We start from the raw sequence: 22,517 nt of genomic DNA on the forward strand, positions 1-22,517 counted from the left end.
CGGCTGACAGCGTAGGGGCATGCTGAAGAGGATGCGCCTGCGGGCCCAGGAACTGATCCACGACGAGACCGGCGACGTTCCCGGGTGGGTGCTCATCACGATCATGACCGCCGCGCTGGTGATGGTGATCTGGGCTTTCGCGGGCCCGGCGCTGGTCGACCTCGTGGACAACGCGCTGAAGGGTGTGCAGTTCTCGTAATGCACGGGACACCGGGGCTCTGGCGGGACGAGCGAGGCTCCGCCGTGGTGGAGTTCACGCTGGTCGGCACGCTCCTCACGCTGCTGACGGTGGCCGTGATCCAGATCGGGATCGCGGTCCACATCCGAAACATCGTGCACGACGCGGCCGTGCAGGCGGCCTATGAGGCGGCGCTCGCCGACGTGACGCCGGATGAGATCGAGGTCGTCGTGCGGGAAGTGGTGAGCTCGTCTGCGGGTTCCGATCTCGTCGGTGCGGTCCATGCCTCCCGCAGCGATGCACTGGGCGTGCCGACCATCGAGGTGCGCGTCACGGCGGTGCTGCCGCTCATCGTCTTCCTCGGCGTCCCGGATGGACTGGAGGTGGTGGGCCGTGCGCCGATGGAGTCGCTGGTGGTCGGATGACGCCGGCTCGGCGTCGCTCGAGTTCATCGTCGCGGGCGTGGTTCTGCTCGTGCCGATCATGTATCTCGGCGTCGCCCTGAACGGCGTGCACAATCAGGCCATGGGTGTGCAGACCGCCGCGCGGCAGATCGCCCGCGTGCTGAGCGGCGGATCCGGCTCTGCCGACGCCGTCCTCGCGGCGGTCGCCGCCGAGTACGGGATGGAACCGGACGCCATGCGGGTCGAGATCTCCTGCCAGCCGCTGTCGGATCCCTGTCCGGCACCCGGCACGTTCGTCACGGTGCGGGTCGGCACCTCCGCCGTGCTTCCGCTGGCGCCGGCCGTGCTCGACATCGCTCAGTCGACCGCGATCCCCGTTGAGGCGATCGTCGTGCACCGTATCCCGGACGGGCGCTGATGATGCTCCGGGATGAGAGCGGGAGTCTGATGCCGCTCGTGATCGGCTACGGCGCGCTCACCGCCGTGCTGATGGTCACGACCATCGATCTCGCCAGTCTGAGCCTGGCGCAGCGCAGCCTCGACGCCGTCGCCGAGGCAGCCGCGCTCGCGGCCGCGGACACCTTCACCCTCTCTGTGACCGATGGTGTGCCGCTCGCCGTGCTGAGCCCGTCGGGAGTTTCCCGTGGCGCCGCGGCGCTCATCGCAGCGACGCCGGGGGAGGCGGCGTTGGTCGAGTCGAGTACGCCGGATGGTGCCAGTGCGGTCGTCACGGTGGAGACGAGGTGGCACCCACCGCTGTTCAGCAGCGTGGTTCCCGCCGGCGTGACACTACGATCCACGGCCATCGCCCGTACGGCCGTCGGCTAGTCCGGGTGAGGGTCTGGAGCGGTTCCGGACGGCGTAACGCTGCGTTCTACGGCCGGCCGTCGGCGAGTCCGCATCAGCCCTCGTCGGCGTCCGGATCCGTCGGCCGCCGCTGTGCGCCCGGGATGAACTTCGGCACCCAGCGGATGAAGCCGAGGGCTCCGGCGAAGGCCACGATGCTCATCAGGCCGGTCGCCCACGCCAGCGACAGCAGGGCGGTGATGGCGGAGATGAGAACGGGTGCGAGCGCGCCGCCGGCGTCGGTCAGAGTTCGCCAGGATCCGAGGAACGGCGCGGGGTCGTGCTGAGGGGCGACATCGGCGCCGAGCGTCAGGAGGATTCCGCTGGACAGACCGTTTCCCACACCGAGCACCATCGCGAACGCGGCGAACCACATCGCCGAGCTCGGCAGATCGTGCGTCAGTGCCAGCGCGCCGAAGCCGAGGCCCATGAGAAGCATGGCCGGCAGCGCCGCCCAGAGCCGGCCGAAGCGATCCATCACCTGACCGCTCGCGTAGAACAGCGCGAAGTCGATCGCTCCGGACAACCCCACCACGAGGGCGATGGTCTGCGCATCGAGCCCGATCGAAACGCCCCAGAGCGGAAGGATCGCCTGACGCGCGGACCGCACCGCCGACAGCGATGCCGCGGCCACACCGAGCCGTGCGAGCACACCGCGGTAGCGCCACATGGTGCGGAACACGCCCTCGTGAGAGGGGATGATCGCGATGCCGCCGGTGATGGGCTCACCGGTGTCGGCGGGAGATGCCTGGCGGGGCGTGGGCCGAGTGGGAAGCGGTGCCACCGTCTCCGGGTCCGGGCCGAACAGCACCAGCGCGACCGCGGCGATCAGGCACAGTCCGAGGAACCAGATGCTCGCACGCTCGTCGCCGAACACCCAGAGCAGACCTGCCGCGACGAACGGCCCGATGAACATCCCGAAGCGGAACGAGCCGCCCAGCAGCGACAGCGCGCGGGCGCGGAAGGACAGCGGGACGCGCGTGGTCATGAACGAGTGCCGCGCCAGCGCGAACGCTGCTGCGCAGAACCCGATGACCAGGGCCGCGGCCATCAGCATCCCGACCCCGGTCGCGAAGGCGAGGAGTCCCACGCCGACGAGGGCGAGGAGTCCCGAGATGATCATCGTGCGCCGTTCACCGAAGCGTGCGACGGCCCACCCGGCGGGGAGGTTGCCGCACAGCTGACCCACCACCAGCGCCGCGACGATCAGCGACGACATGGCGATGTCCGCGCCGAGCTTGGTGGCCAGTACCGGCAGCAGCGGGACGACAGCGCCTTCGCCCAGGCTGAACAGGACCGTGGGGCCGTAGATCATCGGGGCGAGGCGCTTGAGGATCTCGCCGGTGGAGGGTGCGTCTGTCACTGTGCTCTCTCTCCGTCCCCTCACAGGGGACTCCATCACCCTACGCCGCTGCGGTCACGCCGCGGAGGAGGGTCTGCGACCGCTAGGCTAGGAAGGCCATGCTCGATTACGAATTCACCTCCCAGATCGCCGCCGTCCGATCCACGTTCGATGACATCCGTGCCGTCGTGGACGTCGACGCGCTGCGCGCCGATATCGCCCGACTCAGCGAGGAAGCCGGTGCGCCCGATCTGTGGGATGACCCGGAGGCCGCGCAGAAGGTCACCAGCGCCCTCAGCCACAAGCAGGCCGACCTCGGCCGAGTCGAAGCGGTCGAGCGACGCCTCAACGACCTGGACGTCCTCGTCGAGCTCGCCAACGAGATGGAGGACGCCGACGCGGAGCAGGAAGCCCGCGACGAGCTGGCCGCCCTCGAAGGCGTGGTGAGTCAGCTCGAGGTGCAGACCCTGCTGGACGGCGAGTACGACGAGCGCTCCGCGGTCGTGACGATCCGCTCCGGTGCCGGCGGCGACGACGCCACCGACTTCGCCGAGATGCTCATGCGCATGTACCTGCGCTGGGCCGAGCGGAACAAGTACGCCGTCAAGGTCATGGACATCTCCTACGCCGAGGGCGCGGGGATCAAGTCCGCGACCTTCGAGGTCGACGCCCCCTACGCCTACGGCACCCTGTCGGTCGAGGCCGGCACCCACCGCCTGGCGCGCATCAGCCCGTTCGGCTCCGCCGACAAGCGCCAGACCAGCTTCGCCGCCGTCGAGGTCATCCCCGTGATGGAGGAGGCCGTCGAGGTCGACATCCCCGAGGGTGACCTGCGTGTGGACGTGTTCCGTTCGTCCGGCCCCGGTGGTCAGTCCGTCAACACCACCGACTCCGCTGTGCGCCTCACTCACATTCCCACCGGCATCGTGGTGTCGATGCAGAACGAGAAGTCGCAGATCCAGAACCGCGCTGCGGCCATGCGCGTGCTCCAGACCCGACTCCTGCTGCTGAAGAAGGAAGAGGAAGCCGCGAAGAAGAAGGAGCTCGCCGGTGTGATCACCGCGAGCTGGGGCGACCAGATGCGCTCCTACTTCCTCTACGGGCAGCAGCTGGTGAAGGACCTGCGCACCGGTTACGAAGTGGGAAACCCCGCAAGTGTCTTCGACGGTGACCTGGACGGGCTGATCTCCGCCGGAATCCGCTGGCGCAAGCGCAAGACTGAGGACTGAGCCCTCGTGGGAGCAGAGCGCCGTGGCCTTCGGGTCGCGGCGCTCTCGCATTCACCGACCGAATATCGGGCGGCGGGTGTCGCTCTGCTGTGCGGCCGCGGGCCCGACGTAGGCTGATTCGGCCATGATTCGGTTCGAGAACGTCACCAAGCGCTACCGCGGCACACCCCGTCCCGCGCTCTCCGACGTCGACTTCGAGATTCAACGCGGTGAGTTCGTGTTCCTCGTCGGCGCGTCGGGATCCGGGAAGTCGTCGTGTCTTCGCCTCATCCTCCGTGAGGACATCCCCACTGCCGGTCGCGTTCTCGTGCTCGGCAGTGACACGCGGAAGATGTCCAACCGGCGGGTTCCCTACTTCCGCCGCCATATCGGCTCCGTATTCCAGGACTTCCGCCTGCTGTCCACCAAGACCGTGGCCCAGAACGTCGCCTTCGCCCTTCAGGTAACCGGTGCCAGCCGGGCCCTGATCCAGCAGTCCGTGCCAGAGGCCCTCGAGCTGGTCGGCCTGCAGGACAAGGCGAAGCGCATGCCCACAGAGCTCTCCGGTGGTGAGCAGCAGCGCGTCGCGATCGCGCGTGCCATCGTCAACCGCCCGCAGGTGCTTCTGGCGGACGAGCCGACCGGAAACCTGGACCCCGCGACGTCGACCGACATCATGCAGCTCCTCGCACGCATCAACGCGAACGGCACCACCGTGGTGATGGCGACGCACGAGGCCGGTTTCGTCGACCAGATGCAGCGTCGCGTGATCGAGTTGCGTGACGGCGTGATCATTCGCGACGACCGGCACGGTGGCTACGGTGACACCTCGGCGATTCCGCGCCTGGAGGCGTTCACCGAGCGCGGCGCGGCATCCGCCGCCGCGCTGACCGCGGTGCTGGAGGTGCAGCGCGAGGTGGCCGCCGCCGTGGACGCGGGAGATCCCGCTGTCGTCGTGGCTGCCGCCGTCTCCGTCCCGGTGGCGGAGTCGGCAGACGTGGTCGCGGTCGTCGCCGAGGCCGATGCCCCGTTCGGAACCGGGGAGCGCGAGTCGGAGAGCACGGAGGCAGCAGAGACTCCGACGCCGCCGATCACGCGGCCCGCGGTGGCTGAACCAGCGGCGGACGCGGAGGCGCGGCCGATGACCCGCCCCATCGCGCTGCCGGACGTCCAGGTCGCCGAACTCGGGGTCGCCGACCGGCTGGGCCTCAGCGAATACGACGACAATGACGAGGTGGGTCCGACATCATGAGGCTGGGACTCATCTTCTCGGAGGTCTTCCAGGGCTTCCGGCGCAACGTCTCGATGGTGATCTCCGTGATCCTCGTGACGTTCGTGTCGCTCACCTTCGTGGGCGCCGCCATCCTCACGCAGTCCCAGGTGGGCAAGCTCCACGACTACTGGGAGGACCGTGCTCAGGTCGAGATCTTCATGTGCACCTCGACCGCGATCGGTGACAACTGCACCGACGGCAACGCGACGCCGGAGCAGATCGACGACGTCCGCGCTCAGCTCGCGGGCGGGACTCTCGGCCCGCTCATCGCGAACGTGCAGGAGATCACGCAGGCGGACGCCTACCAGAGCATCATCGACCAGCGTGGTGAGGAGTACGCGAGCGTCTTCGCGCCTGACAGCATCAACGCGTCGTTCCGTGTGAACCTGAAGGATCAGTCGCAGGTCACGGTGATCGAGGAGGCGTTCCACTCGACGAAGGGCGTCCAGGAGGTCAAGAACCAGATGAAGTACCTGGAGCCGTTGTTCCAGGCGCTTCAGGTGGCAACCTACCTCGCGGTCGGAATCGCCGCGCTCATGCTGATCGCCGCCATCCTCCTGATCGCGACCACGATCCGCCTCTCCGCGGTGGCGCGTCGCAAGGAGATCGGCATCATGCGACTGGTGGGTGCATCGAACCGCTTCATCCAGACCCCGTTCGTGCTGGAGGGCGTGCTGGCGGCCTTCATCGGATCGGTGCTCGCCTCGGCGGCGCTGTGGGCTGCGGTGCAGTTCGGTGTCATCGGCTACCTGACCGGTCGCGTCACCTTCATTCAGAGCTGGATCGGCCTCAACGACGTGTGGGTCGTGATCCCGATCGTCGTGGGGCTCGGCGTAGTGCTCGCTGCGCTGTCGGCCGGCTTCGCGATCCGGCGCTGGCTGCGCACTTGACGCGTCGTTGCCACGCGCCGGCGGTTGATAGACTGATCGGCTGCCGCGCGTGCGCGCGGCGATTGAGGAGAGTGTGACATGGTCCGTGAACGCGGGGAGAAGGTCGTCGCGACCAACCGGCGTGCACGCCACGACTACAACGTCGAGAAGACGTACGAGGCGGGTATGGTGCTGACCGGCACCGAGGTGAAGTCGCTGCGGCAGGGACGAGCCAACCTGACGGACGGCTATGCCTACATCAAGGGCAACGAGGCCTGGATCGACAATGTCCACATCCCCGAGTATTCCCAGGGGCACTGGACGAACCACTCGGCCAAGCGGGTGCGCAAGCTGCTGCTGAATCGCGACGAGATCATCAAGATCTCCCACGCGGTCTCGGCGGGCGGCTACACGCTGGTTCCGCTCAAGCTGTACTTCAAGGACGGCCGCGCGAAGCTGGAGATCGGCGTCGCGAAGGGAAAGCGCGAGTTCGACAAGCGGCAGACTCTGCGCGAGCGTCAGGACAAGCGCGAGGCGGATCGCGCCATGCGCATGCGCAATCGCATGGGGGAGTGATCCCCACACGATGAGGCCGGCCCGGGGTGTCCCCGGGCCGGCCTCATCGGTTTCCGTTCAGACAGCGACCGGCTGCTCCCGATCGCGGAACGCCTGCTTGGGTACGAAGCAGAGGAAGATGGCGGCGACGAGGGCCGTCGCCGAGCACACCGCCCACACGGTCATGTACCCGCTGAGCGAGCCGGCGGTCTGCTCCGGGTTCGCCGCCGCACCCGTCGCACCGTGCAGCAGCGCGATCCCGAACACGCAGGAGGCGATCGCACCGCCCACGGTCTTCACGGAGTTGGTGAGCCCCGTTGCGACGCCGGTCTGGGCGGGTGGCGCCGCGGCCGCCGCTGCGGAGGGCAACGCCGCCACCAGGGCTCCCGAGCCGAGGCCGACCACCACCATGTTCGTGACCACCTGTGCGTAGGTGCCGTGCAGAGGGAGGAAGAGCGCGAACCCGATGCACACCAGCAGTGTGGCGGCGATGAGGGCGAGCCGCGGTGTCAGGACCCGTCCGATCACGGGGAACAGCAGGGCGCCGGAGATCATCGCGATGAGATAGATGCCGATGATGAGCGAGGTCGCGAAGCCCTGCGTCCCCAGCCCGTAGCCGGTGACGGTCGGGTCGGTGCGCGCGAAGGTGGACAGAGGTGCCTGCCCTCCCAGCACGCTCACGCCGAAGAGTCCTGCGGTGACGAAGACGGGGCCGAGCGCGGGGTTGCGGAACATGCGGACGTCGATGAGCGGGTCCTCCTGTCGCAGTTCCCAGAGGACGAACGGGATCACCAGCACGACGCCGACGATCGTCACGAGGATCGAGACGATGTCGCCCGGCCCGTTGAGGCGCAGCATGCTGAGCCCGCCGGTGAAGGCGATGAGGGCGACGGAGATGAGAACGAGCCCGACGGTGTCGAGGCGGCCGCCGGTGTGCTCGGGTGACTCGGTGACACCGAAAAGGATCACGAAGAAGCACAGCGCCACCAGGATCGCCGGGACGAGGAGCACCACGGTCAGCGGCAGGGCATCGACGAGCGCCCCGCCCAGCAGCGCACCGAGGATCGCGCCGCCCTCGAGGGAAGCGACCAGGATGCCTGCGGCACGGGCCGTGATCTGTGCGCGTCCTTCGATGCCGCGGGTGCGGCTGAAGATGAGGGCGATCTCCATGGGAAGCCAGACGACGTAGAAGCCCTGCAGCGCCCAGGCCGCGAGGAAAACGCCGAACGAGTCGGAGAAGGGCAGCGCGAAGGACGCGATCGCGGTCAGGGCGGTGGAGATCAACAGCATCCGCTTGTGGCCGAACATGTCTCCGAGCTTCGCGAACGCGGGAACCACGAGCGCCGACAGCATGAGCTGAGCGCCTTCCAGCCAGTTGACGTCGGCGTCGGGGATGCCGAGGTGGCGGGCGATGTCGGTGAGCATGGGGGTGTAGTAGCCCTGCAGGACGCCGCTGGTGAACTCGACGAAGGCGAGGTAGCCGACGACGCCGGCCAGCCCTGCCCAGGCGATTCGTGCTTTCACGTGATGCTCCTTCGCATCGCTGCGCGCGTCCTTCTCGGGTGGACGCGCGGGGGAGTCGGGTGCGTCAACCCTACCCGGGCAGTTGGGTGATCAGCGTGCGGTGGAAGAGCTCGCCGCGCTCGAGTTCGGAGACGGCGACGCGCTCGTTCACGCCGTGGAGCGTGGCGCGCAGCTCTGAAGACATGGACAGCGGTGCAAAGCGGTAGACGGACGGCGCGAATCGGTGGAAATGACGCGCGTCGGTCGCGGCGAAAACGATGTACGGCACCGTGAGCGCGGCCGGGTGCGAGGTCGCCACCGCCCGCGTGATCAGCGCGAAGGGCTCGTTGTCGGTGGCCGACTCCGGAGACGGTTCGTCGCCGTCGATCACCGTGACCGTGACGTCGCGGTCGTTGATCCGCTTCTCGAGGCGACGCACGGTCTGGGCGATGGTCGTACCGAGCGCGAGGCGCAGATTGATGGTCGCCGACGCCTGGGACGGCAGGACGTTGTCCGCCGTTCCTCCCGCGAGCATCGTCGGGGCGATGGTGGTGCGCACCATGGCGGCGGGTTCGCCGCCCAGCCGCGTGAAGACGAACGCGCTGAGACGCGGGACCGCGACCAGCAGCCGCAGGAGCAGACGCGGCGCGCCGCTGGTGCGCTGGCCCAGTGCGGTGAGCATCGCCGTGATGGTCCGCGGCGTGCGGGAAGGGAAGGTGCCGGGAGTGAGACGCTCGATCGCGCGTGCGATGCGGCCGACCGCGGTGAGCTTCGGCGGGGCGGAGGCGTGTCCGCCGTCGCCGCGGGCCGTGAGCCGGACCGAGAGCACTCCCTTCTCTCCGACGCCCACCATCGCGGCTGCACCGTCGACGAACGGCAGCGGCGCATCGACGACGGCACCGCCCTCATCCAGCACCAGCCACGGGGTGATGCCGCGTTCGTGGAGAACACGTGCGCCCTCCCGCGCTGCCGCTCCGTGGGATTCCTCGTCCGGGCCGAGCCACACGTAGACGTCGCGCGCGGGGGTGAAGCCGGACGCGAGGAGGTTCTCCACAGCGTCGAGGATCACCACGAGCGGACCTTTGTCGTCCAGCGCGCCCCGGCCGTGCACGAAGCCGTCGGCGATCTCGCCGGAGAACGGGTCGTGTGTCCAGTCGTCGCTGAGATCCACCGGGACCACGTCGTAGTGCGCCATCAACAGGACGGGATCGGCGTCTCGCGCGCCTCGCCAGCGGTACAGCAGTCCGCCCTCGCCGATGATCTCTCGATCGAGTTCGGCGTGCACGCGGGGATAGAGTTCGCCGATCAGATCGGCGAAGGCCTCGAAGGGCTCATCTCCACGCTCGGCTCGCTCCGCGGATACGGTCGGCAGCGCGATCATCCGACTGAGCCGCTCCGCGATCCCGGGGCGGGGGCTCACGTCGACGCCGCTCATGAGGCCAGGAACCGGGCCTCGACGGTGGCCGCTACGCGGATCGGCCGGGGTTCGAGCTGGAGGCCGCCACCGCCTCCGGCGCTGTCGGCGAACGCTCGCATCGCCACTGCCTGCTTGCCCATCGCGGCCTCCGCGGAGTTCAGCAGACCGGCGTCGGCGATCTCGCTGGGCCGCACGGACGAGAATCCCAGTGCCGCCGCGTAGGCGGTCGCCCGCTGCATGGCCACGCCGACGGCGGCCTGCGCCACCTCCGACTCCGTGGTTCGCGCCGTGGCGGGCGTGAGCTCCCACGAGATGCCGTCGACGGCCACGCCCTCCCGCTCGGAGACCGCGGTAATCCACTCGGACAGCGCCCCGAAGTCGGTGAACTCGCTGCGCGTGCTCATCGCGGCATGATGCACGAGGGGGAGCTGGGTGCCGTCCTGGCTCCACGGGCGATCAGACCACACGGATACGCGCTCACTCGACCACTGGGCGACGGTCCCACGTTGCTGAGCGTCGGCCAGCTCGGCGACCAGACGCTCGGCGAGTGTGCTCGCCTGGGCGAACACCGCTGCGCGGTCGGGGCCATCGAGGCGCACGGAGACGGTGGCGACGCCGAGTTCCGCGGGCACCCGCGTCTCGTGCTCGCCGCGGACGGAGATGACGACATCGCTCATGCTCTGACTCTAGTGCTGGGCACCGACATCGGTCACGGAACGTGGGGACGAGCGCGTCCCGTGCCGCTGCGGATGCTGTAGGCTGGGATGCTCCGGAGCGATCCGGAACTGGTAATTCCACAGAGCGACAGCGGCCCTCCCCAGGGAGGAACACGGGGCTGATCGGTTTCGACAGCGCCTGTGAATCCACGAGAAGCGGGCCGAGGATGCAGGGTTATCTCGTCAACGCTCCCTGCAAAAACATAAGTGCCAACGCTAAGCGCACTGACTTCGCCCTCGCTGCCTAAGCGAGCCCGATAGTCCGTCAGACCGTATGTGATTCCGGTACGGGTTCTGGCGTCATTTAGGAATCTTGCTGCGCGGTGGCGTCTGGACGCCGCGTGGGACTCTTCCCAGGCTGGGCTTGTCGACTTAGGTGTCTGTGACAAAGGTCGGAGCCGAGCAGAACGTCTGCACAGACTGCGCCCGGAGAAGGCGTGGAGACTCAGCGTTGGACGGGGGTTCGATTCCCCCCAGCTCCACCAGTCGCTGTCGCGAGAAGAAGCCCCTTCGATCCCTACTAAACACTGGGGTCGAGGGGCTTCTTCGGTTCATGACGCGTCTAGCGCGAACGGCGGGCTTCCCATTCCGAGCGCAGGATGCCCATCCGCACGATGTCCTCGTAGTGCCCGCGCACCCAGGCGTGCTCGCGCTGGCGTCCTTCGATGACGAAACCCGCCTTTTCATACGCCCGGATCGCGCCGGCATTGGATGCGATCACTTCCAGGTGGACACGGCGCAGATTCGCGCGGATGAAGGCGAATTCCAGCATCTGCGCCATCGCCTCGGTGCCGATGCCCCGGCCCCGCGCGGCGGGAGTGAGCGCGATGCCGATCTCGCCATGGCGGGCGAGATCGTCGATGTCGAACACGCCGATGTTGCCCACGGCCTCACCCTCCACGTCGATGACGAAGCTCACGTTTCCGTCGGGCTCCGCCTCCCGTGTGAGAAGGCGGGATTCCCAGCGCTCCCGCGTGGGGATGGCGGGACGGCCGGGGTTGCGCTCCTCCCAGGTGTCGAGGTCCGCGGCGATCGAGTAGAGGGCGTCCAGGTCAGCGTCGGTGCGGGGACGGAGGGTCACGCCTGAGTTCGTCGGCATGCTTGAACGATACCCGGCAGCACGGACACTGCCGCCTTGACGTGCCGGTGCTGAGCGGTGGGCGGACGTGACTCAGAAGGTCTTGCCGCGGTTCGCCAGACGGACCCGCTTGGACGGCTTGCCGCCGACGAACGACCGCGCGGAGTCGACGAGGAAGCCGTTGCGCAGTGCCTCGCGACCGATCAGCATGCGAAAGCCCATCTGTGCGCGGTTGGTGAGGGTGAGCTCCACCGGCATCTCGACGCCCACCAGACGCAGATCGGCGATCACGACGATGCGCCGCTCCACGTGGCCCGAAGAACTGCGGACGTCTCGCCGATCGTGGATCGGCAGCTCGACGACCTGAGCATCGGCATCGGAGAACTGCCAGGGGTGCACGGCGAAGCGCACCCACTCGCGACCCTCGTGATCGAACTCGACGATGTCGAAGGCGTGCAACGATGAGGTGCGTGCCCCCGTATCGATCTTCGCCTTGATCCAGGGCAGCTCGATGCCGGCCAGCGATACCCATTCTCGCCAGCCCGTGACGGTGATTGAATTACCTGAGCCCACCCGATCATCATGACAGGAAAACGCAGTTGAAGATCGCCATCCTTTCTCGTGCGCCGCAGGCGTACTCCACGCAGCGTCTGCGCGCCGCTGCCGTTCAACGGGGTCACGAGGTCAAGGTTCTCAATACTCTGCGCTTCGCGATCGATCTCGCCGGAGATGCGCCCGACCTGGCGTATCGGGGCCGCCGGCTGAGCGATTACGACGCGATCCTGCCGCGCATCGGATCCTCCATCACCTACTTCGGGACCGCTGTCGTGCGCCAGTTCGAGCAGATGGACGTCTACACGCCCAACACCTCCAACGGCATCGCCAACGCGCGCGACAAGCTGCGCGCCACCCAGATCCTGTCGCGTCACGGCATCGCCCTGCCGCCCACCGCCTTCGTGCGCAACCGGGCGGACGTGCGACCGGCGATCGAGAGCGTGGGTGGTGCGCCGGTCGTCATCAAGCTGCTGGAGGGCACTCAGGGCATCGGGGTCATCCTCGCCCCGCAGGTGAAGGTGGCGGAGGCCATCATCGAGACGCTGCACTCCACGAAGCAGAACGTGCTGATTCAGAAGTTCATCTCCGAGTCACGAGGACGCGACATCCGCGCCCTCGTGGTGGGCGACCGCGTCGTCGCGGCGATGCGGCGCACCGCCCAGGGCGACGAGTTCCGCTCCAACGTGCACCGCGGCGGATCCGTGGAGGCCGTGGAACTGGATGAGGAGTACCAGCGCACCGCCGTGCGCGCGGCGCAGATCATGGGTCTGCGCGTCGCCGGCGTCGACATGCTGGAGGGTGTGGACGGTCCTCTCGTGATGGAGGTCAACTCGTCTCCCGGACTTCAGGGCATCGAAGCAGCCACCAAGCTGGACGTCGCCGGCGCGATCATCGACCACATCGCGAACCAGGTCGCGTTCCCCGAGATCGATGTGCGTCAGCGCCTGGCTGTGTCCACGGGCTACGGCGTTGCGGAACTCCTCGTGCACAATGGCGCCGGCGTCGTCGGGCAGACCCTGGGGGAGGCGGGTCTGTGGGAGCGCGACATCACCGTGCTCACCCTGCACCGCGGCACCACCGTGATCCCCAACCCGCGTAAGCATGTGATCCTCGAAGGCGAAGACCGCCTCCTATGCTTCGGCAAGCTGGAGGAGATGCGCTCGATGATCCCGGAGCGCCGCCGTCGCGCACGGGTACGCAAGCTCCCCAAGGAACCCATCCCGAAGGACACCGGAGTAGAGGACTGAACGGGCAGCGCACGCGGCGCCCTGCGCGCCGCGTGATTACGTGTGCTCTGCTGGCGGCCGGCCTGCTGACGCTCTCCGCCTGCAAGCCGCAGTTCGTGCTCGATCCGGAGTTCGCGGCACGGGAGATCCCCGTGGGGGCTGCATCCACCGATCCGCTGCTGCACGATGACGACTTCCGCGACATGATGAGCGACTTCCCGATCATGCAGCGATCCATGGACGCATCGGTGCCCATCCCCGGGCTGTACGGCGCGTACGGGCTCAAGCGCAACGACACCGCTACGGCGTACAAGCTCATCCTGTCGAAGGGCTTCACCCCGCAGGGGCTCGCGCTCAGTGACGATCAGGTGTTCGTCTCCGCCTACGACCATCAGCACAAGATGAACTCGGTGGTGTTCGTCTTCGACTACTCGGGTGAGTTCGTGAAGACCATCTCCCTGCGCAACAAGGCGCACGTGGGCGGCATCGGGTACGACCAGGAGGCTCGCGTGCTCTGGATCGGGGACACCCGCGACGGACGTGCAGCCATCTCCGGCATCCTCCAGGACAGCATCGACGACTACGACATCCATGCCGCTGCGCCGATCGAGTACGCGGTCTCGTACATCGTCGACAGCCTCGAAGGCGTTTCCACCTTGGACTTCCATGGTGATCTCCTCTGGGCGAGCTACTTCACCAATGATCCTGACGACTCCCAGATCCAGGTGTTCAGCCTCGACTACTCGGAGCCCGATGCCGAGGGGTTCGTGGAGCTCACGGACGTGGGCGACACTGATCGCTCCTACATCGACGACGACGGCGATCACCACATCTTCGCGGATCTGGCGTTCACGGCCCCCAAAGAGGTGCAGGGTCTGGCGTTCGATGACACGCACCTGTACGTGGCTCAGTCCTTCGGTACGAAGAACTCACGGCTGACGCGCTACGACCTCGCCGTGGACGACGACTCCGCTGTCTTCACCAACGGCGTATCGATCGAACTGCCGCCCTACCTGGAGCAGATCGCCCTCTCGGGCGAGGATGGCGCCAGCGACATCCACCCGCTGTTCGAGAGCGCGCAACCGGCGTACCGGAAGAAGGTCGACGTGTTCGTCGATCGGATCGTGACCATCACGCACGCCGACTTCGAGGCGGAGGCGACCGAGGATGAGCGGGCGCCGGAACTCGTCGAGATCGAGGTCACCGCGGCGGATGAGTGAGGCTCACCGGGCACCGGGCAGGACGAGAGCCGTCTCGTAGGCGAGGATCACGAGCTGAGCACGGTCGCCGGCGTGGACCTTCGTCATCGTCCGGTTCACATGCGTCTTCGCCGTGTGCAGGGAGATGGTGAGCGCGTCCGCGATCTCGGCGTTGGATAGTCCTCTGCCGACGAGCTCGAGGACTTCGAGTTCTCGGGGAGTGAGGCTTGCCAGCCGCGGATCCGCCGGGTCCGCCGCCCGGGGCCGGGGGTCGGTGACCCGCTCGATGAGGGTCCGGGTGGCGGCGGGGGACAGCAGCGCGTCACCGTCGTGGACGGTGCGAACCGCCTGAACGATCGCGCTCGGCTCCGCTCCCTTGCCGATGAACCCGCTGGCTCCGGCCCGCAGGGCGGCGAGGACGTAGTCGTCCTCCTCGAAGGTGGTGAGGATCAGGATCCGGGCGGTCGTGCCGGTTGCATCCGTGCGGATCCGAGCGGTCGCAGCGATGCCGTCGAGGACGGGCATCCGAATGTCCATGAGCACCACATCGGGACGCAGTCGTCGAGCAAGAGTCACCGCCTCATCGCCGTCAGCGGCCTCGCCGATGACATCGAGGCCGCCATCGACGAGGATCTCGCGCACGGCCCGCCGAATCAGTGGCTGATCATCGACGATGAGGACGCGCGTCATCGCTGATCCGGGGAAACAGTCGGCAACTCCACGCGAAGGCGGAAGGCTGCGGAGGTGTGTGCGCTCTCGATGTGCCCTCCCGCAGCCGCCACACGCTCTCCCAGCCCACGCAGGCCATGACCGCTCCGAGCCCCGTCCGTCTCGCCGGATGCGGGATTGGTGATGGTGATGGTGAGGCTTCCCGTCGTGGGGACGAACTCCACGGTAGCGCGGGAGCCGTCGCCGTGCTTGACCGCGTTGGTGAGCCCCTCCAGGAGCGCGAGGTGAGCCGCGTGGTCGGCCGCCGGAGTCAGTACGGGCAGCTTCCCGTCACCCGTCACGTGAAGGTTCAGGCCGGAGTTCCGGAAGCGGTCGAACAGGGTTCCCCGTTCGGCGAGCCCCGATTGCGGGCGCAGCGTTCGCAGTTCACCAGGGTCATCGGATCGGAGAAGCGCCAGCAGCGCTCCGATATCCGAGAGCACCGTGCGCGACGCGGATCGGATGGTGGCAAGCGCCTCGCGGGCGCGTTCCGGTGACGTCTCGACCGCGGCGGATGCGACGCCCGCGTTCAGGCTGATCACCGAGATCTGGTGGGCGACGAGGTCGTGCAGGTCTCGCGCGATGCTCACCCGTTCCTCGGCAACACGCCGACGCGCCTCGTCCTCCCGTGAGCGCTCGGCGCGTTCGACGCGCTCGGACATCATGGTCGTGTACTCGCGGCGCGATCGCGCGGCGGCGCCGAGAGCGGCGCCCACCACGATGAACGCGAGGAACTGCATGGCGCGCGAGTCGAACGGCTCCCCACCGAGCACGAGCATGTTGGTGGTGAAGACGATGACGACCGTCGCCGCGACCGTGACCAGCGCTGTCGTGCGAGACAGGCGGTCCGTGACGGCGTAGGCGGCGATCGCGAGGGCCATCAGCGTGCTGGCGCCGAGGACGCCCGCCGCGGCGAGCACCGTGTTGCAGATCAGCGTGAGGCCGAGCACAGCGAGCGACGCTCGCCGGCGCAGCAGCAGCGCGGCCGCCGGCAGCAGGGCGGGTACGAGCTGCCAGCCGTGAGCGCGAAACGTCTCGTCCGGGAAGGGGAGCACGCCCAGAAGCACAATGACGGCGACGGCGGAGATGTCGCCGAGCACCGCAGGGGAGCGGGATGCGCGATTCGTGCTCACCCTCCCAGCCTTCCACGGCACGGCATTCGGCGGATCCATCCGGCGATCCATGGGCGCGTACCGCAAACGCGGTACGCGAGTGCCTGCGTCCGGGCGATGCATCCGCGCGCACGGGCCGGGAGCCTGGAAGGGCGAATCGACCGAGAGGATCCCATGAAGAAGTCGAGGAAAGCGCTGATCGCCATCGGGGCAGTGGCCGCGGCCATCGCCGTGGGCCTGGCCACCACGACCGTGGTCAACGTGGTGGCGACCACCGCCGAAGCCGAAGCCATCGAACCTTATGGTCAGAGCGTCGAGGTGGCGGGGAAGAGCATGAATGTGCTGGTGACGGGCGAAGGGGAGGACCTCGTGCTGCTCCCGGGTTTCGGAACCTCGTCGCCGGTGCTTGACTTCGCGCCCCTGATCGAGGATCTGGCCGCGGATCACCGGCTCATCGTGGTGGAGCCGTTCGGTTACGGCCTGAGTGATGCCACCGAGGACGCGCGGACCACTGCCAACATCGTGAGCGAAGTGCACGAAGCTCTCCAGGCGCTCGGTGTGACCAGCTACACACTGATGGGGCACTCCATCGCGGGGCTCTACGGCATCGAGTTCGCCGAGCGGTATCCCGACGAGGTACACGGATTCGTGGGCATAGACAGCAGCGTTCCCGGTCAGCCGAACATGGACGTCGCCTTTCCCACCGGGCTTCTCGGCGCGCTGAAGGGTCTCGGACTGGTGCGGCTGTTGTCCGGCGTCGGCGGCGACGGTGGCTACGCCTCGCCGTACTACGACGACCACGAGCGTCAGCAGATCGGTCTGCTGACCCAGCGCAACAGCCTGGAGCCGACCTACCTCGACGAGATGGCACGTATCCGCACCAACTTCGCAGATGCCGAGGGAAGGACCTTCCCGGCTGATCTTCCGCTGCTGCTGTTCGTGCAGCATGTCAATCCGGCGAACGACGACTGGTTGCCGATGCACGAAAGACAGGCCGCCACCGTCACGGATGGGACCGTCATCCCCCTCGACGGCGATCACTATCTGCACCACACCCAGTCCCCGGCGATCGCTCAGGAGTTCCGGGCATGGGAGGCGCAGCACTCGTCCCGCTGATCACGGCTGGAGGACGTCGGAGCTCGCGCGCCGCAGGCGGGCGCGAATGACTCGCTCCGAGTTGGCCGCCTGTGACAGACGGTGTCCGCCGTAGGCGATGCCACCCCTCAGGCGTCTCGTGATCGCGATCCAGGAGCAGAGCCCGCGTTCGAGGACCCAGAACGGAGCCCAGAACGCAGAGGATGCCGGAAACACCGCCCGCCCACCCGCCCGGCGTCGGCCGATCTCCGCGAGCAACGCCGTCGCCGATGCCGCGGCGATCAGGAGGACGGGTCGGCGTCGTCCGCAGAGTACCGCCGGGACGATGGCCGCCTCGGCGGCGAGCCGCATCGGCTGCGCGAAGCTCTCGTACGCCTGCCGCACCCGCTGCGCGCGGAAGTGCTGAAACGAAGAAGGGCGTCGTGCCACGAACAGCCCCGGAAGATCGCACACGCGGCCGCCGGCGGCCCGCACCGTGCGCTCAAGTTCCAGGTTCTCGAAGAGCGATGCGCCGTCATACCCGCCGCTTCGCGCGAGGAGGGAGCGACGGACGGCGTATGTGCCCGGGTAATCGGAGGAGAGGGCTCTGTTCATCAGGGTGCGCGCCGTGTCCCAGCGCGCATGCCAGGGCAGCGGATCGAAGTAGTTCTGGGGCTTGACCAGTTCCGCGCGGGCGAGTTCTGCGACGAGCGCGCGAAGCGCACCCTCGGTGTAGCGCACGTCGTCGTCCGCGATCACGATGCTGTCGTGACGTGCCGCAGCGATGCCGGTCAGCACCCCGTCCACCTTCCCGTTCGCGGCGGCCGCGGGCCCGGAGGCCACCGCGAGATGGCGCACGAGGCCGTCCCACGAACGCGCATGCGCGGCGAAGAGCTCAGCGGGGGAGCCGTCGACGATGGTGATGTCGATCCAGGTCGAGAGGCTGCGGAGATAATCCGTGAGGTCGTCGCGGTCGTCATCGGTGCTCCACCGCAGCGGGAGCACGTATTCTGCGGCGATTCGCCGGGAGGTCACCGCCCCTCCGTCCGGAATCCCGCGGCCTTGTGGGTTCCGTCGCAGAACGGCTTGATGGCGGAGAGCCCGCATCGGCACAGTGCGCTCGTTCGCCGGCGAAGGGTGATCGGCTCACCATCGGCGGTCATCAGTTCCACGTCACCGCGCACGAGGAGCGGGCCGTCAGGATACGGCGTGATGGTCGCCCGGCGGGCGCTCATGCTTCGTCCTGCTGTCGCAACGAGGACTCGTCCGCCGACCAGCGCTCCAGCATGTGAGCCGCCACCATGCCGTCGAGGGCGAGGCAGGCGGCCGCCCCGAACATGATGTCGGGAAGCAGGTCGGGCCGGTCCTCCCCGAGTGAGCCGGCGAGGTCGCGCGCGGCGATCTGCTCGTGGACCGCGTCGGCCTCCACATGCTCATCGAAGTAGTCCGTTACATCGGGGCCGTACCCGAGGCGCCGGAATCCATCGCCGTAGAGCCGGTTCGGAATCGACGACGTCATCTCGAATGCGGCGAGATGACCGACGATGGCGCCGATCAGCCGGCGATTGAGGCCGAACATCGACATCATGTTGTGCGAGGCGAGGATGATGGCCGGCACATCGTCCACGTAGGCCCCGTATGTGTCGTCCAATCCCGCGCCCCGCATCGACGCCGCGAAGATCGCGGCATGAACGCGGTCGGGCCGTCCTCCGCCGTACTCGTCGGACTGGATCTCGACGAGCGCAGCCTTGGCCCGCCCATGCAGCCGCGGAATCGCCCACGAGTGCGGGTCCGCTTCCCGCAGGGTGTAGACCGAGCGCTGCATGAGGAACTCCCGAAGTTGCGCTGTGGTGGCTTTGCGCGCGACGAAGCGGGAGAGGCTTGGGCCGTCGTCGGCGCTCGTGAGGTGGAACAAAGCCCGGGCGATCGCGTCCGGTGTCCGCTCGGGCAGGGGAGGCACGTCGACGACCCCGCGGATCGCACGTTCGAACTCCTCCTCGATAGCGGAGCGGGCGGCGATGGCGTGAACGTCCCATTCGAGACGGGGATCGAACGCTCCGACCGAGCCATAGGCGGACGCATACAGCGAGAAGAGTGCGAGCTGGATGTCGTCGTCGTGCAGGACGTCTGCGCTGGCACCGAGCGCGTCGCGGGCGAGGGCCGTGAGGTCCGCGGACCCGGCCCCGGACAGGTGCCCGATCACGGCCTCACTCAGCGGGCCGCGAGCGGCGAAGGGGAGGTGGGCGGTGTCGAGCGCGTCTGCGGTGATGGTCACGAGGTCTCCGATCTGGTCCCTGAAGTCTCGGGGAGCGTGGGAGCAGCCGGAACCCGGTTGACGCCCGCCCGCCCAGCGGGTATCGGTGCTCCGGCGGCCGGCGGCTGTCAAGGGGCTTTCCGGCGCAGCGCACCCGTCCGAGCCTGGTGCTTCGCAGACGGAGGGAGCGAACCGATGCAGGATGTCGAGCGACGAGGGCCCCGATTCGTGTTCTGGGCGTGGCTGGCTCTGATCGTGGGCGGCCTGATCGTGATGATCGCGTTGCCGTTGGTGGGACGCTGACATGGGGCGCTGGATCCGTGACAACGGTCTGAGCCTCGCGTTCCTGGCGATCTTCCTCGTCACCCTCGCGGCGGAGTCGATCGTGGGGCTGGGCTACACGAATGAGCAGCTCGCCCAGCACCGCCAGCCGGCCATTGGCTACCTCGACTACGTGACGTCGTCGGACTTCCTCGTGGACGTCGCCGAGAACTGGCAGTCCGAGTTCCTGCAGTTCTTCCTCTTCATCCTCGCGACCGTCTGGCTCATCCAGCGCGGATCGCCGGAGTCGAAGAAGCCGGGGGACGAGGGCATCGGCTCCGACGAGGACCAGCTGATCGGGGAGCACGCCGGCCCGGCATCGCCGCGGTGGGCGCGGGTTCGTGGATTCCGGCTGTGGCTGTACTCGAACTCGCTGCTGCTGCTCATGGGCTCGATCTTCCTGCTGTCATGGTTCGCGCAGTCACTGGCCGGACGCGTGGTGGCGAGCGAGGAGAACGCGCAACATGGGCTCGGGGAGGTGAGCTGGCTGGAATACGTGGCCTCTCCCGAGTTCTGGAACCGCACCCTGCAGAACTGGCAATCAGAATTCCTGGCGGTGGGGGCGATGGTGGCGTTCAGTATCTTCCTGCGCCAGCGCGGATCCAGCGAGTCCAAGCCGGTGGGGGTGCCCCACCACACCAGCAGCGTCGAGGCCGAGTAGCGCGCCCTCGCAGCCGGCATCACCGACTTGCATCGCCGATATGTGCCATACATAGTTATGTCGTCGGCGGTCCGCTGCCTTCAGCTTGACCGCCTCAGCGTTCATGACGATGTGGGAGGTAGCCGTGGGCAAATTCATCTATGCGGACTCGGTGAAGGTGGATATCGAGGACCGAGCTCTCGCCCATCTGCAGGTGGTCATCAGCAACAAACTGCGGCGCAGCGAAGCGTTCACCTTCACCTGGCGGGAGGATGCCAGCGTCGGAGATGGACGCACGAGCGTCTGGCTGCATCCGGCGGTGCCTCTCGTGTACCGGTTCTACGGGAGCAGGCGCCCTCAGCTGAACCCGGCGTGGGTCGAGGCTCTGGCGTATACCGCCAACTCGCCGTCCGGCCTGCACCTGGTGCCCGAGCCCGTGGAATCGACCCCGACACCCTAGCTGTACCCGTGACACTCCCGAGCCGACTCCGATTTCACGTTGGAGGCATCGCCTGGTAATGTTTTCTCTGTTGCCGCAAGGCGCAGAAACACCAAGCACCTCTAGCTCAATCGGCAGAGCAACTGACTCTTAATCAGTGGGTTCAGGGTTCAAGTCCCTGGGGGTGCACCAGCTCAGGCCCCGGAAACTACCTCTCAACCAGGTGACTTCCGGGGCCTTTCTTGTTTCCGCTGGGTGGCCGGGTGAGCCTCCAGGCAACACCTAGACAACATGGCGACGAACGCGCGTCGTCAGGCTGTCGGCGCCAGCGCTTCTGCTCGCTGCGCCTCACCTGTCTTCACAGGGCCGAGCACGCGGCGTCCGACTGCATCGAGAGTCCACGTTCGGGGCGCCGGAGTGGGGTCTGGTTGCTGAACAAGGGTAGACCTCGGGGTGGGGTGGGGCAATGGGGTTATGCGGATGGGGGTCGGGGTGGGAGCGTGGGTTATGGTGACGCGGTGGGGGAGTATCTGGCTCTCCGGTCAAGACCGCAATTCGATCCTGTGGGATTGTCGTCACCCCGGCAGAAGACCGGACTGCTTGAGGCGCATCGCCCCCGGTCTTCTGCCGTCCCGCAGGTGGGCTTGAACCTGTGAGGCTCACATCCTGGGGGCGTAGCGTCCGGAGCATGGATACGCAGACACGAACAAGCGGTGTGGACACCGCGACGCTGGGCCTCGGATCGGTGCTGGTGGGTTCGTTGCCCGCTGCGTTGATGACAGACCATGCACCGGCCCGATACTCGGTCGAGGCAGTCTTCACCCGCCGTCCGGAACATAACGAAGTGAAGGGGCTGCTGGGAGCAAGGACGCTGGAGGTTTTGGCGGAGGGCGGATACTCCGACGTGCGGTTGGCTGTCGCGGACCGGCGTCTCATTATCTCGAACACCACACTCGAGGATCTACGTGACGGGCTCGCAAGCGTTCTTGCGACGAGGATCGCGGAGATCAGCTCCGAGATTCAAACGGAACGGTCTCTGGTGCTCGCACGCCGGCGAGAGGCGGCTGTGGTCGAGGAGTCTCGCGTCGCTGCAGTGACCGCGCTCGCGGAGTCCGTGACATTCGGTGCCGCACATGTGGCTGCACCTGCCCGCCAGGAAGACGCCGCCCAGTCGGAGAGCTGGGCCACTGAGGGCGGAGGCCACGGGCGCTGACCTATATTCAGTGTTGTGGCGGCTCCGGTGCAGTGTGCATCGGAGCCGCTCGTCGTTCCACGCCGAGCGCGACCCATTCCTCAGCGACGGGAGCGTAGTGCGGTGATGAGGGTGAGTTGGATGCCGAGGTCGCTTCCGTAGTAGCTGGCCCTCCTGCCGGCCTCCTGGGCGAGGATGTCGCCGCGCCGGCGAGTTGGAGCACCTCGGTGATGAGGCCGGTGGAGTCCTTGTCGTACCGTGCCGGCTGATGGTGGTTGAGATGGTGATGCCGAGCATGATGTCGTGGCCGAGGGGTTGCCGGCGCTGGGACATCAGTCGACCAAGACGTAGAGGAGGAGATGCGTATCCGGCGCCAACGCCTGCAGGGCAGCGTAGGCGGTGTCTTAG

At 67.6% G+C, this 22,517-nt stretch carries 25 protein-coding genes, 1 tRNA gene and 1 other RNA gene; 16 read left to right on the forward strand and 11 right to left on the reverse strand.

All coding sequences use genetic code 11. From position 1 onward, the window contains the following. The first annotated feature begins 19 nt into the window (after positions 1–19). The 4 genes from LQ566_RS01240 to LQ566_RS01255 are packed head-to-tail and all read left to right on the forward strand — an operon-like array spanning position 20 to position 1,410. Positions 20–199: a hypothetical protein gene (locus LQ566_RS01240; protein ID WP_231089725.1), complete on the forward strand. Its 180-nt coding sequence runs from the start codon at positions 20–22 to the stop codon at positions 197–199. After that, the gene (locus LQ566_RS01245; RefSeq protein ID WP_231089727.1) at positions 199–603 is read left to right on the forward strand and encodes a TadE/TadG family type IV pilus assembly protein; all 405 of its coding nucleotides are present in this window, start codon (positions 199–201) and stop codon (positions 601–603) included. Before LQ566_RS01240 ends, LQ566_RS01245 begins: the two co-directional genes overlap by 1 nt. Then, on the forward strand, positions 572–1,000 hold the full coding sequence (locus tag LQ566_RS01250; protein ID WP_231089729.1) for a TadE family protein: 429 nt from the start codon (positions 572–574) through the stop codon (positions 998–1,000). Before LQ566_RS01245 ends, LQ566_RS01250 begins: the two co-directional genes overlap by 32 nt. After that, positions 1,000–1,410, forward strand: a complete 411-nt coding sequence (locus LQ566_RS01255; RefSeq protein WP_231089730.1) for a hypothetical protein — start codon at positions 1,000–1,002, stop codon at positions 1,408–1,410. The genes LQ566_RS01250 and LQ566_RS01255 overlap by 1 nt, the downstream gene beginning before the upstream one ends. Positions 1,411–1,483: 73 nt before the next feature. Here LQ566_RS01255 and LQ566_RS01260 read toward each other — a convergent pair whose 3' ends face one another. Then, positions 1,484–2,743 carry an MFS transporter gene (locus LQ566_RS01260; RefSeq protein WP_231091350.1) on the reverse strand — a complete coding sequence of 420 codons (1,260 nt, stop codon included), beginning with the start codon at positions 2,741–2,743 and terminating at the stop codon, positions 1,484–1,486. Positions 2,744–2,889: 146 nt separating this feature from the next. Here LQ566_RS01260 and prfB point away from each other — a divergent pair, with 146 nt between their 5' ends. The 4 genes from prfB (at position 2,890) to smpB (ending at position 6,696) form a co-directional block, all read left to right on the forward strand. After that, the gene (prfB, locus tag LQ566_RS01265; RefSeq protein ID WP_231089731.1) at positions 2,890–3,999 is read left to right on the forward strand and encodes a peptide chain release factor 2; all 1,110 of its coding nucleotides are present in this window, start codon (positions 2,890–2,892) and stop codon (positions 3,997–3,999) included. A 124-nt stretch (positions 4,000–4,123) separates the two neighbouring features. After that, the gene (gene ftsE / locus LQ566_RS01270) at positions 4,124–5,230 is read left to right on the forward strand and encodes a cell division ATP-binding protein FtsE (protein ID WP_231089733.1); all 1,107 of its coding nucleotides are present in this window, start codon (positions 4,124–4,126) and stop codon (positions 5,228–5,230) included. Beyond that, on the forward strand, positions 5,227–6,141 hold the full coding sequence (gene ftsX / locus LQ566_RS01275) for a permease-like cell division protein FtsX (RefSeq protein ID WP_231089741.1): 915 nt from the start codon (positions 5,227–5,229) through the stop codon (positions 6,139–6,141). The genes ftsE and ftsX overlap by 4 nt, the downstream gene beginning before the upstream one ends. 78 nt (positions 6,142–6,219) lie before the next feature. Then, entirely contained in the window at positions 6,220–6,696 is a 477-nt protein-coding gene (smpB, locus tag LQ566_RS01280) for an SsrA-binding protein SmpB (protein WP_231089743.1), read from the forward strand. A gap of 57 nt (positions 6,697–6,753) precedes the next feature. Here smpB and LQ566_RS01285 read toward each other — a convergent pair whose 3' ends face one another. The 3 genes from LQ566_RS01285 to LQ566_RS01295 all read right to left on the reverse strand — a co-directional run bounded on the left by LQ566_RS01285 (position 6,754) and on the right by LQ566_RS01295 (position 10,272). Next, positions 6,754–8,199, reverse strand: a complete 1,446-nt coding sequence (locus tag LQ566_RS01285) for an MFS transporter (protein ID WP_231089747.1) — start codon at positions 8,197–8,199, stop codon at positions 6,754–6,756. A 70-nt stretch (positions 8,200–8,269) separates the two neighbouring features. Beyond that, a complete protein-coding gene (locus LQ566_RS01290) occupies positions 8,270–9,613 on the reverse strand; it encodes a M20/M25/M40 family metallo-hydrolase (protein ID WP_231089748.1) in 1,344 nt (447 codons plus the stop codon). Then, positions 9,610–10,272, reverse strand: coding sequence for an SIMPL domain-containing protein (locus LQ566_RS01295; RefSeq protein ID WP_231089751.1), 663 nt, complete (start codon positions 10,270–10,272; stop codon positions 9,610–9,612). The genes LQ566_RS01290 and LQ566_RS01295 overlap by 4 nt, the downstream gene beginning before the upstream one ends. Before the next feature lie 154 nt (positions 10,273–10,426). On the opposite strand from LQ566_RS01295, the gene ssrA reads away from it, so the two are divergent. Then, positions 10,427–10,796: a transfer-messenger RNA gene (gene ssrA / locus LQ566_RS01300) on the forward strand. 77 nt (positions 10,797–10,873) lie between these two features. On the opposite strand, the gene LQ566_RS01305 is transcribed toward ssrA, so the two are convergent. Together LQ566_RS01305 and LQ566_RS01310 are read right to left on the reverse strand one after the other, a co-directional pair. Then, positions 10,874–11,410 (reverse strand): GNAT family N-acetyltransferase, encoded by a 537-nt coding sequence (locus tag LQ566_RS01305; protein ID WP_231089752.1) that lies wholly within the window; start codon positions 11,408–11,410, stop codon positions 10,874–10,876. A 72-nt stretch (positions 11,411–11,482) separates the two neighbouring features. After that, positions 11,483–11,962 carry an ATP-dependent zinc protease family protein gene (locus LQ566_RS01310; RefSeq protein ID WP_231089753.1) on the reverse strand — a complete coding sequence of 160 codons (480 nt, stop codon included), beginning with the start codon at positions 11,960–11,962 and terminating at the stop codon, positions 11,483–11,485. Positions 11,963–11,988: 26 nt separating this feature from the next. Here LQ566_RS01310 and rimK point away from each other — a divergent pair, with 26 nt between their 5' ends. Continuing rightward, a complete protein-coding gene (gene rimK / locus LQ566_RS01315; RefSeq protein WP_231089755.1) occupies positions 11,989–13,191 on the forward strand; it encodes a 30S ribosomal protein S6--L-glutamate ligase in 1,203 nt (400 codons plus the stop codon). Between the two features lie 32 nt (positions 13,192–13,223). Then, positions 13,224–14,390, forward strand: coding sequence for a hypothetical protein (locus LQ566_RS01320; RefSeq protein WP_231089756.1), 1,167 nt, complete (start codon positions 13,224–13,226; stop codon positions 14,388–14,390). 3 nt (positions 14,391–14,393) lie between these two features. Here LQ566_RS01320 and LQ566_RS01325 read toward each other — a convergent pair whose 3' ends face one another. After that, positions 14,394–15,059, reverse strand: coding sequence for a response regulator (locus LQ566_RS01325; protein WP_231089758.1), 666 nt, complete (start codon positions 15,057–15,059; stop codon positions 14,394–14,396). After that, positions 15,056–16,210, reverse strand: coding sequence for a sensor histidine kinase (locus tag LQ566_RS17595; RefSeq protein WP_231089759.1), 1,155 nt, complete (start codon positions 16,208–16,210; stop codon positions 15,056–15,058). The genes LQ566_RS01325 and LQ566_RS17595 overlap by 4 nt, the downstream gene beginning before the upstream one ends. A gap of 153 nt (positions 16,211–16,363) precedes the next feature. On the opposite strand from LQ566_RS17595, the gene LQ566_RS01335 reads away from it, so the two are divergent. Next, positions 16,364–17,305, forward strand: coding sequence for an alpha/beta fold hydrolase (locus tag LQ566_RS01335; protein WP_231089760.1), 942 nt, complete (start codon positions 16,364–16,366; stop codon positions 17,303–17,305). Here LQ566_RS01335 and LQ566_RS01340 read toward each other — a convergent pair whose 3' ends face one another. From LQ566_RS01340 to LQ566_RS01350, 3 genes are read right to left on the reverse strand one after another with little or no spacing between them, the layout of a single operon-like run. Continuing rightward, positions 17,306–18,298, reverse strand: a complete 993-nt coding sequence (locus LQ566_RS01340) for a glycosyltransferase family 2 protein (RefSeq protein ID WP_231089762.1) — start codon at positions 18,296–18,298, stop codon at positions 17,306–17,308. After that, positions 18,295–18,498: a CDGSH iron-sulfur domain-containing protein gene (locus LQ566_RS01345; protein WP_231089763.1), complete on the reverse strand. Its 204-nt coding sequence runs from the start codon at positions 18,496–18,498 to the stop codon at positions 18,295–18,297. The genes LQ566_RS01340 and LQ566_RS01345 overlap by 4 nt, the downstream gene beginning before the upstream one ends. After that, entirely contained in the window at positions 18,495–19,538 is a 1,044-nt protein-coding gene (locus tag LQ566_RS01350) for an iron-containing redox enzyme family protein (RefSeq protein WP_231089764.1), read from the reverse strand. The genes LQ566_RS01345 and LQ566_RS01350 overlap by 4 nt, the downstream gene beginning before the upstream one ends. Positions 19,539–19,821: 283 nt before the next feature. Between LQ566_RS01350 and LQ566_RS01355 the strand changes: the two genes are divergently transcribed. The 4 genes from LQ566_RS01355 (at position 19,822) to LQ566_RS01370 (ending at position 22,130) form a co-directional block, all read left to right on the forward strand. Further along, complete coding sequence (locus LQ566_RS01355; protein WP_231089765.1) at positions 19,822–20,499, forward strand: DUF6766 family protein; 678 nt, start codon at positions 19,822–19,824, stop codon at positions 20,497–20,499. A gap of 124 nt (positions 20,500–20,623) precedes the next feature. Next, entirely contained in the window at positions 20,624–20,938 is a 315-nt protein-coding gene (locus tag LQ566_RS01360) for a DUF7882 family protein (RefSeq protein ID WP_231089766.1), read from the forward strand. Positions 20,939–21,033: 95 nt separating this feature from the next. Then, positions 21,034–21,109: transfer RNA gene (locus LQ566_RS01365), tRNA-Lys, on the forward strand. A 496-nt stretch (positions 21,110–21,605) separates the two neighbouring features. After that, on the forward strand, positions 21,606–22,130 hold the full coding sequence (locus LQ566_RS01370) for a hypothetical protein (RefSeq protein ID WP_231089767.1): 525 nt from the start codon (positions 21,606–21,608) through the stop codon (positions 22,128–22,130). Positions 22,131–22,517: the final 387 nt, after the last annotated feature.

Origin of the sequence: Microbacterium nymphoidis (assembly GCF_021044885.1) — a bacterium.
Taxonomy (GTDB): domain Bacteria; phylum Actinomycetota; class Actinomycetes; order Actinomycetales; family Microbacteriaceae; genus Microbacterium; species Microbacterium nymphoidis.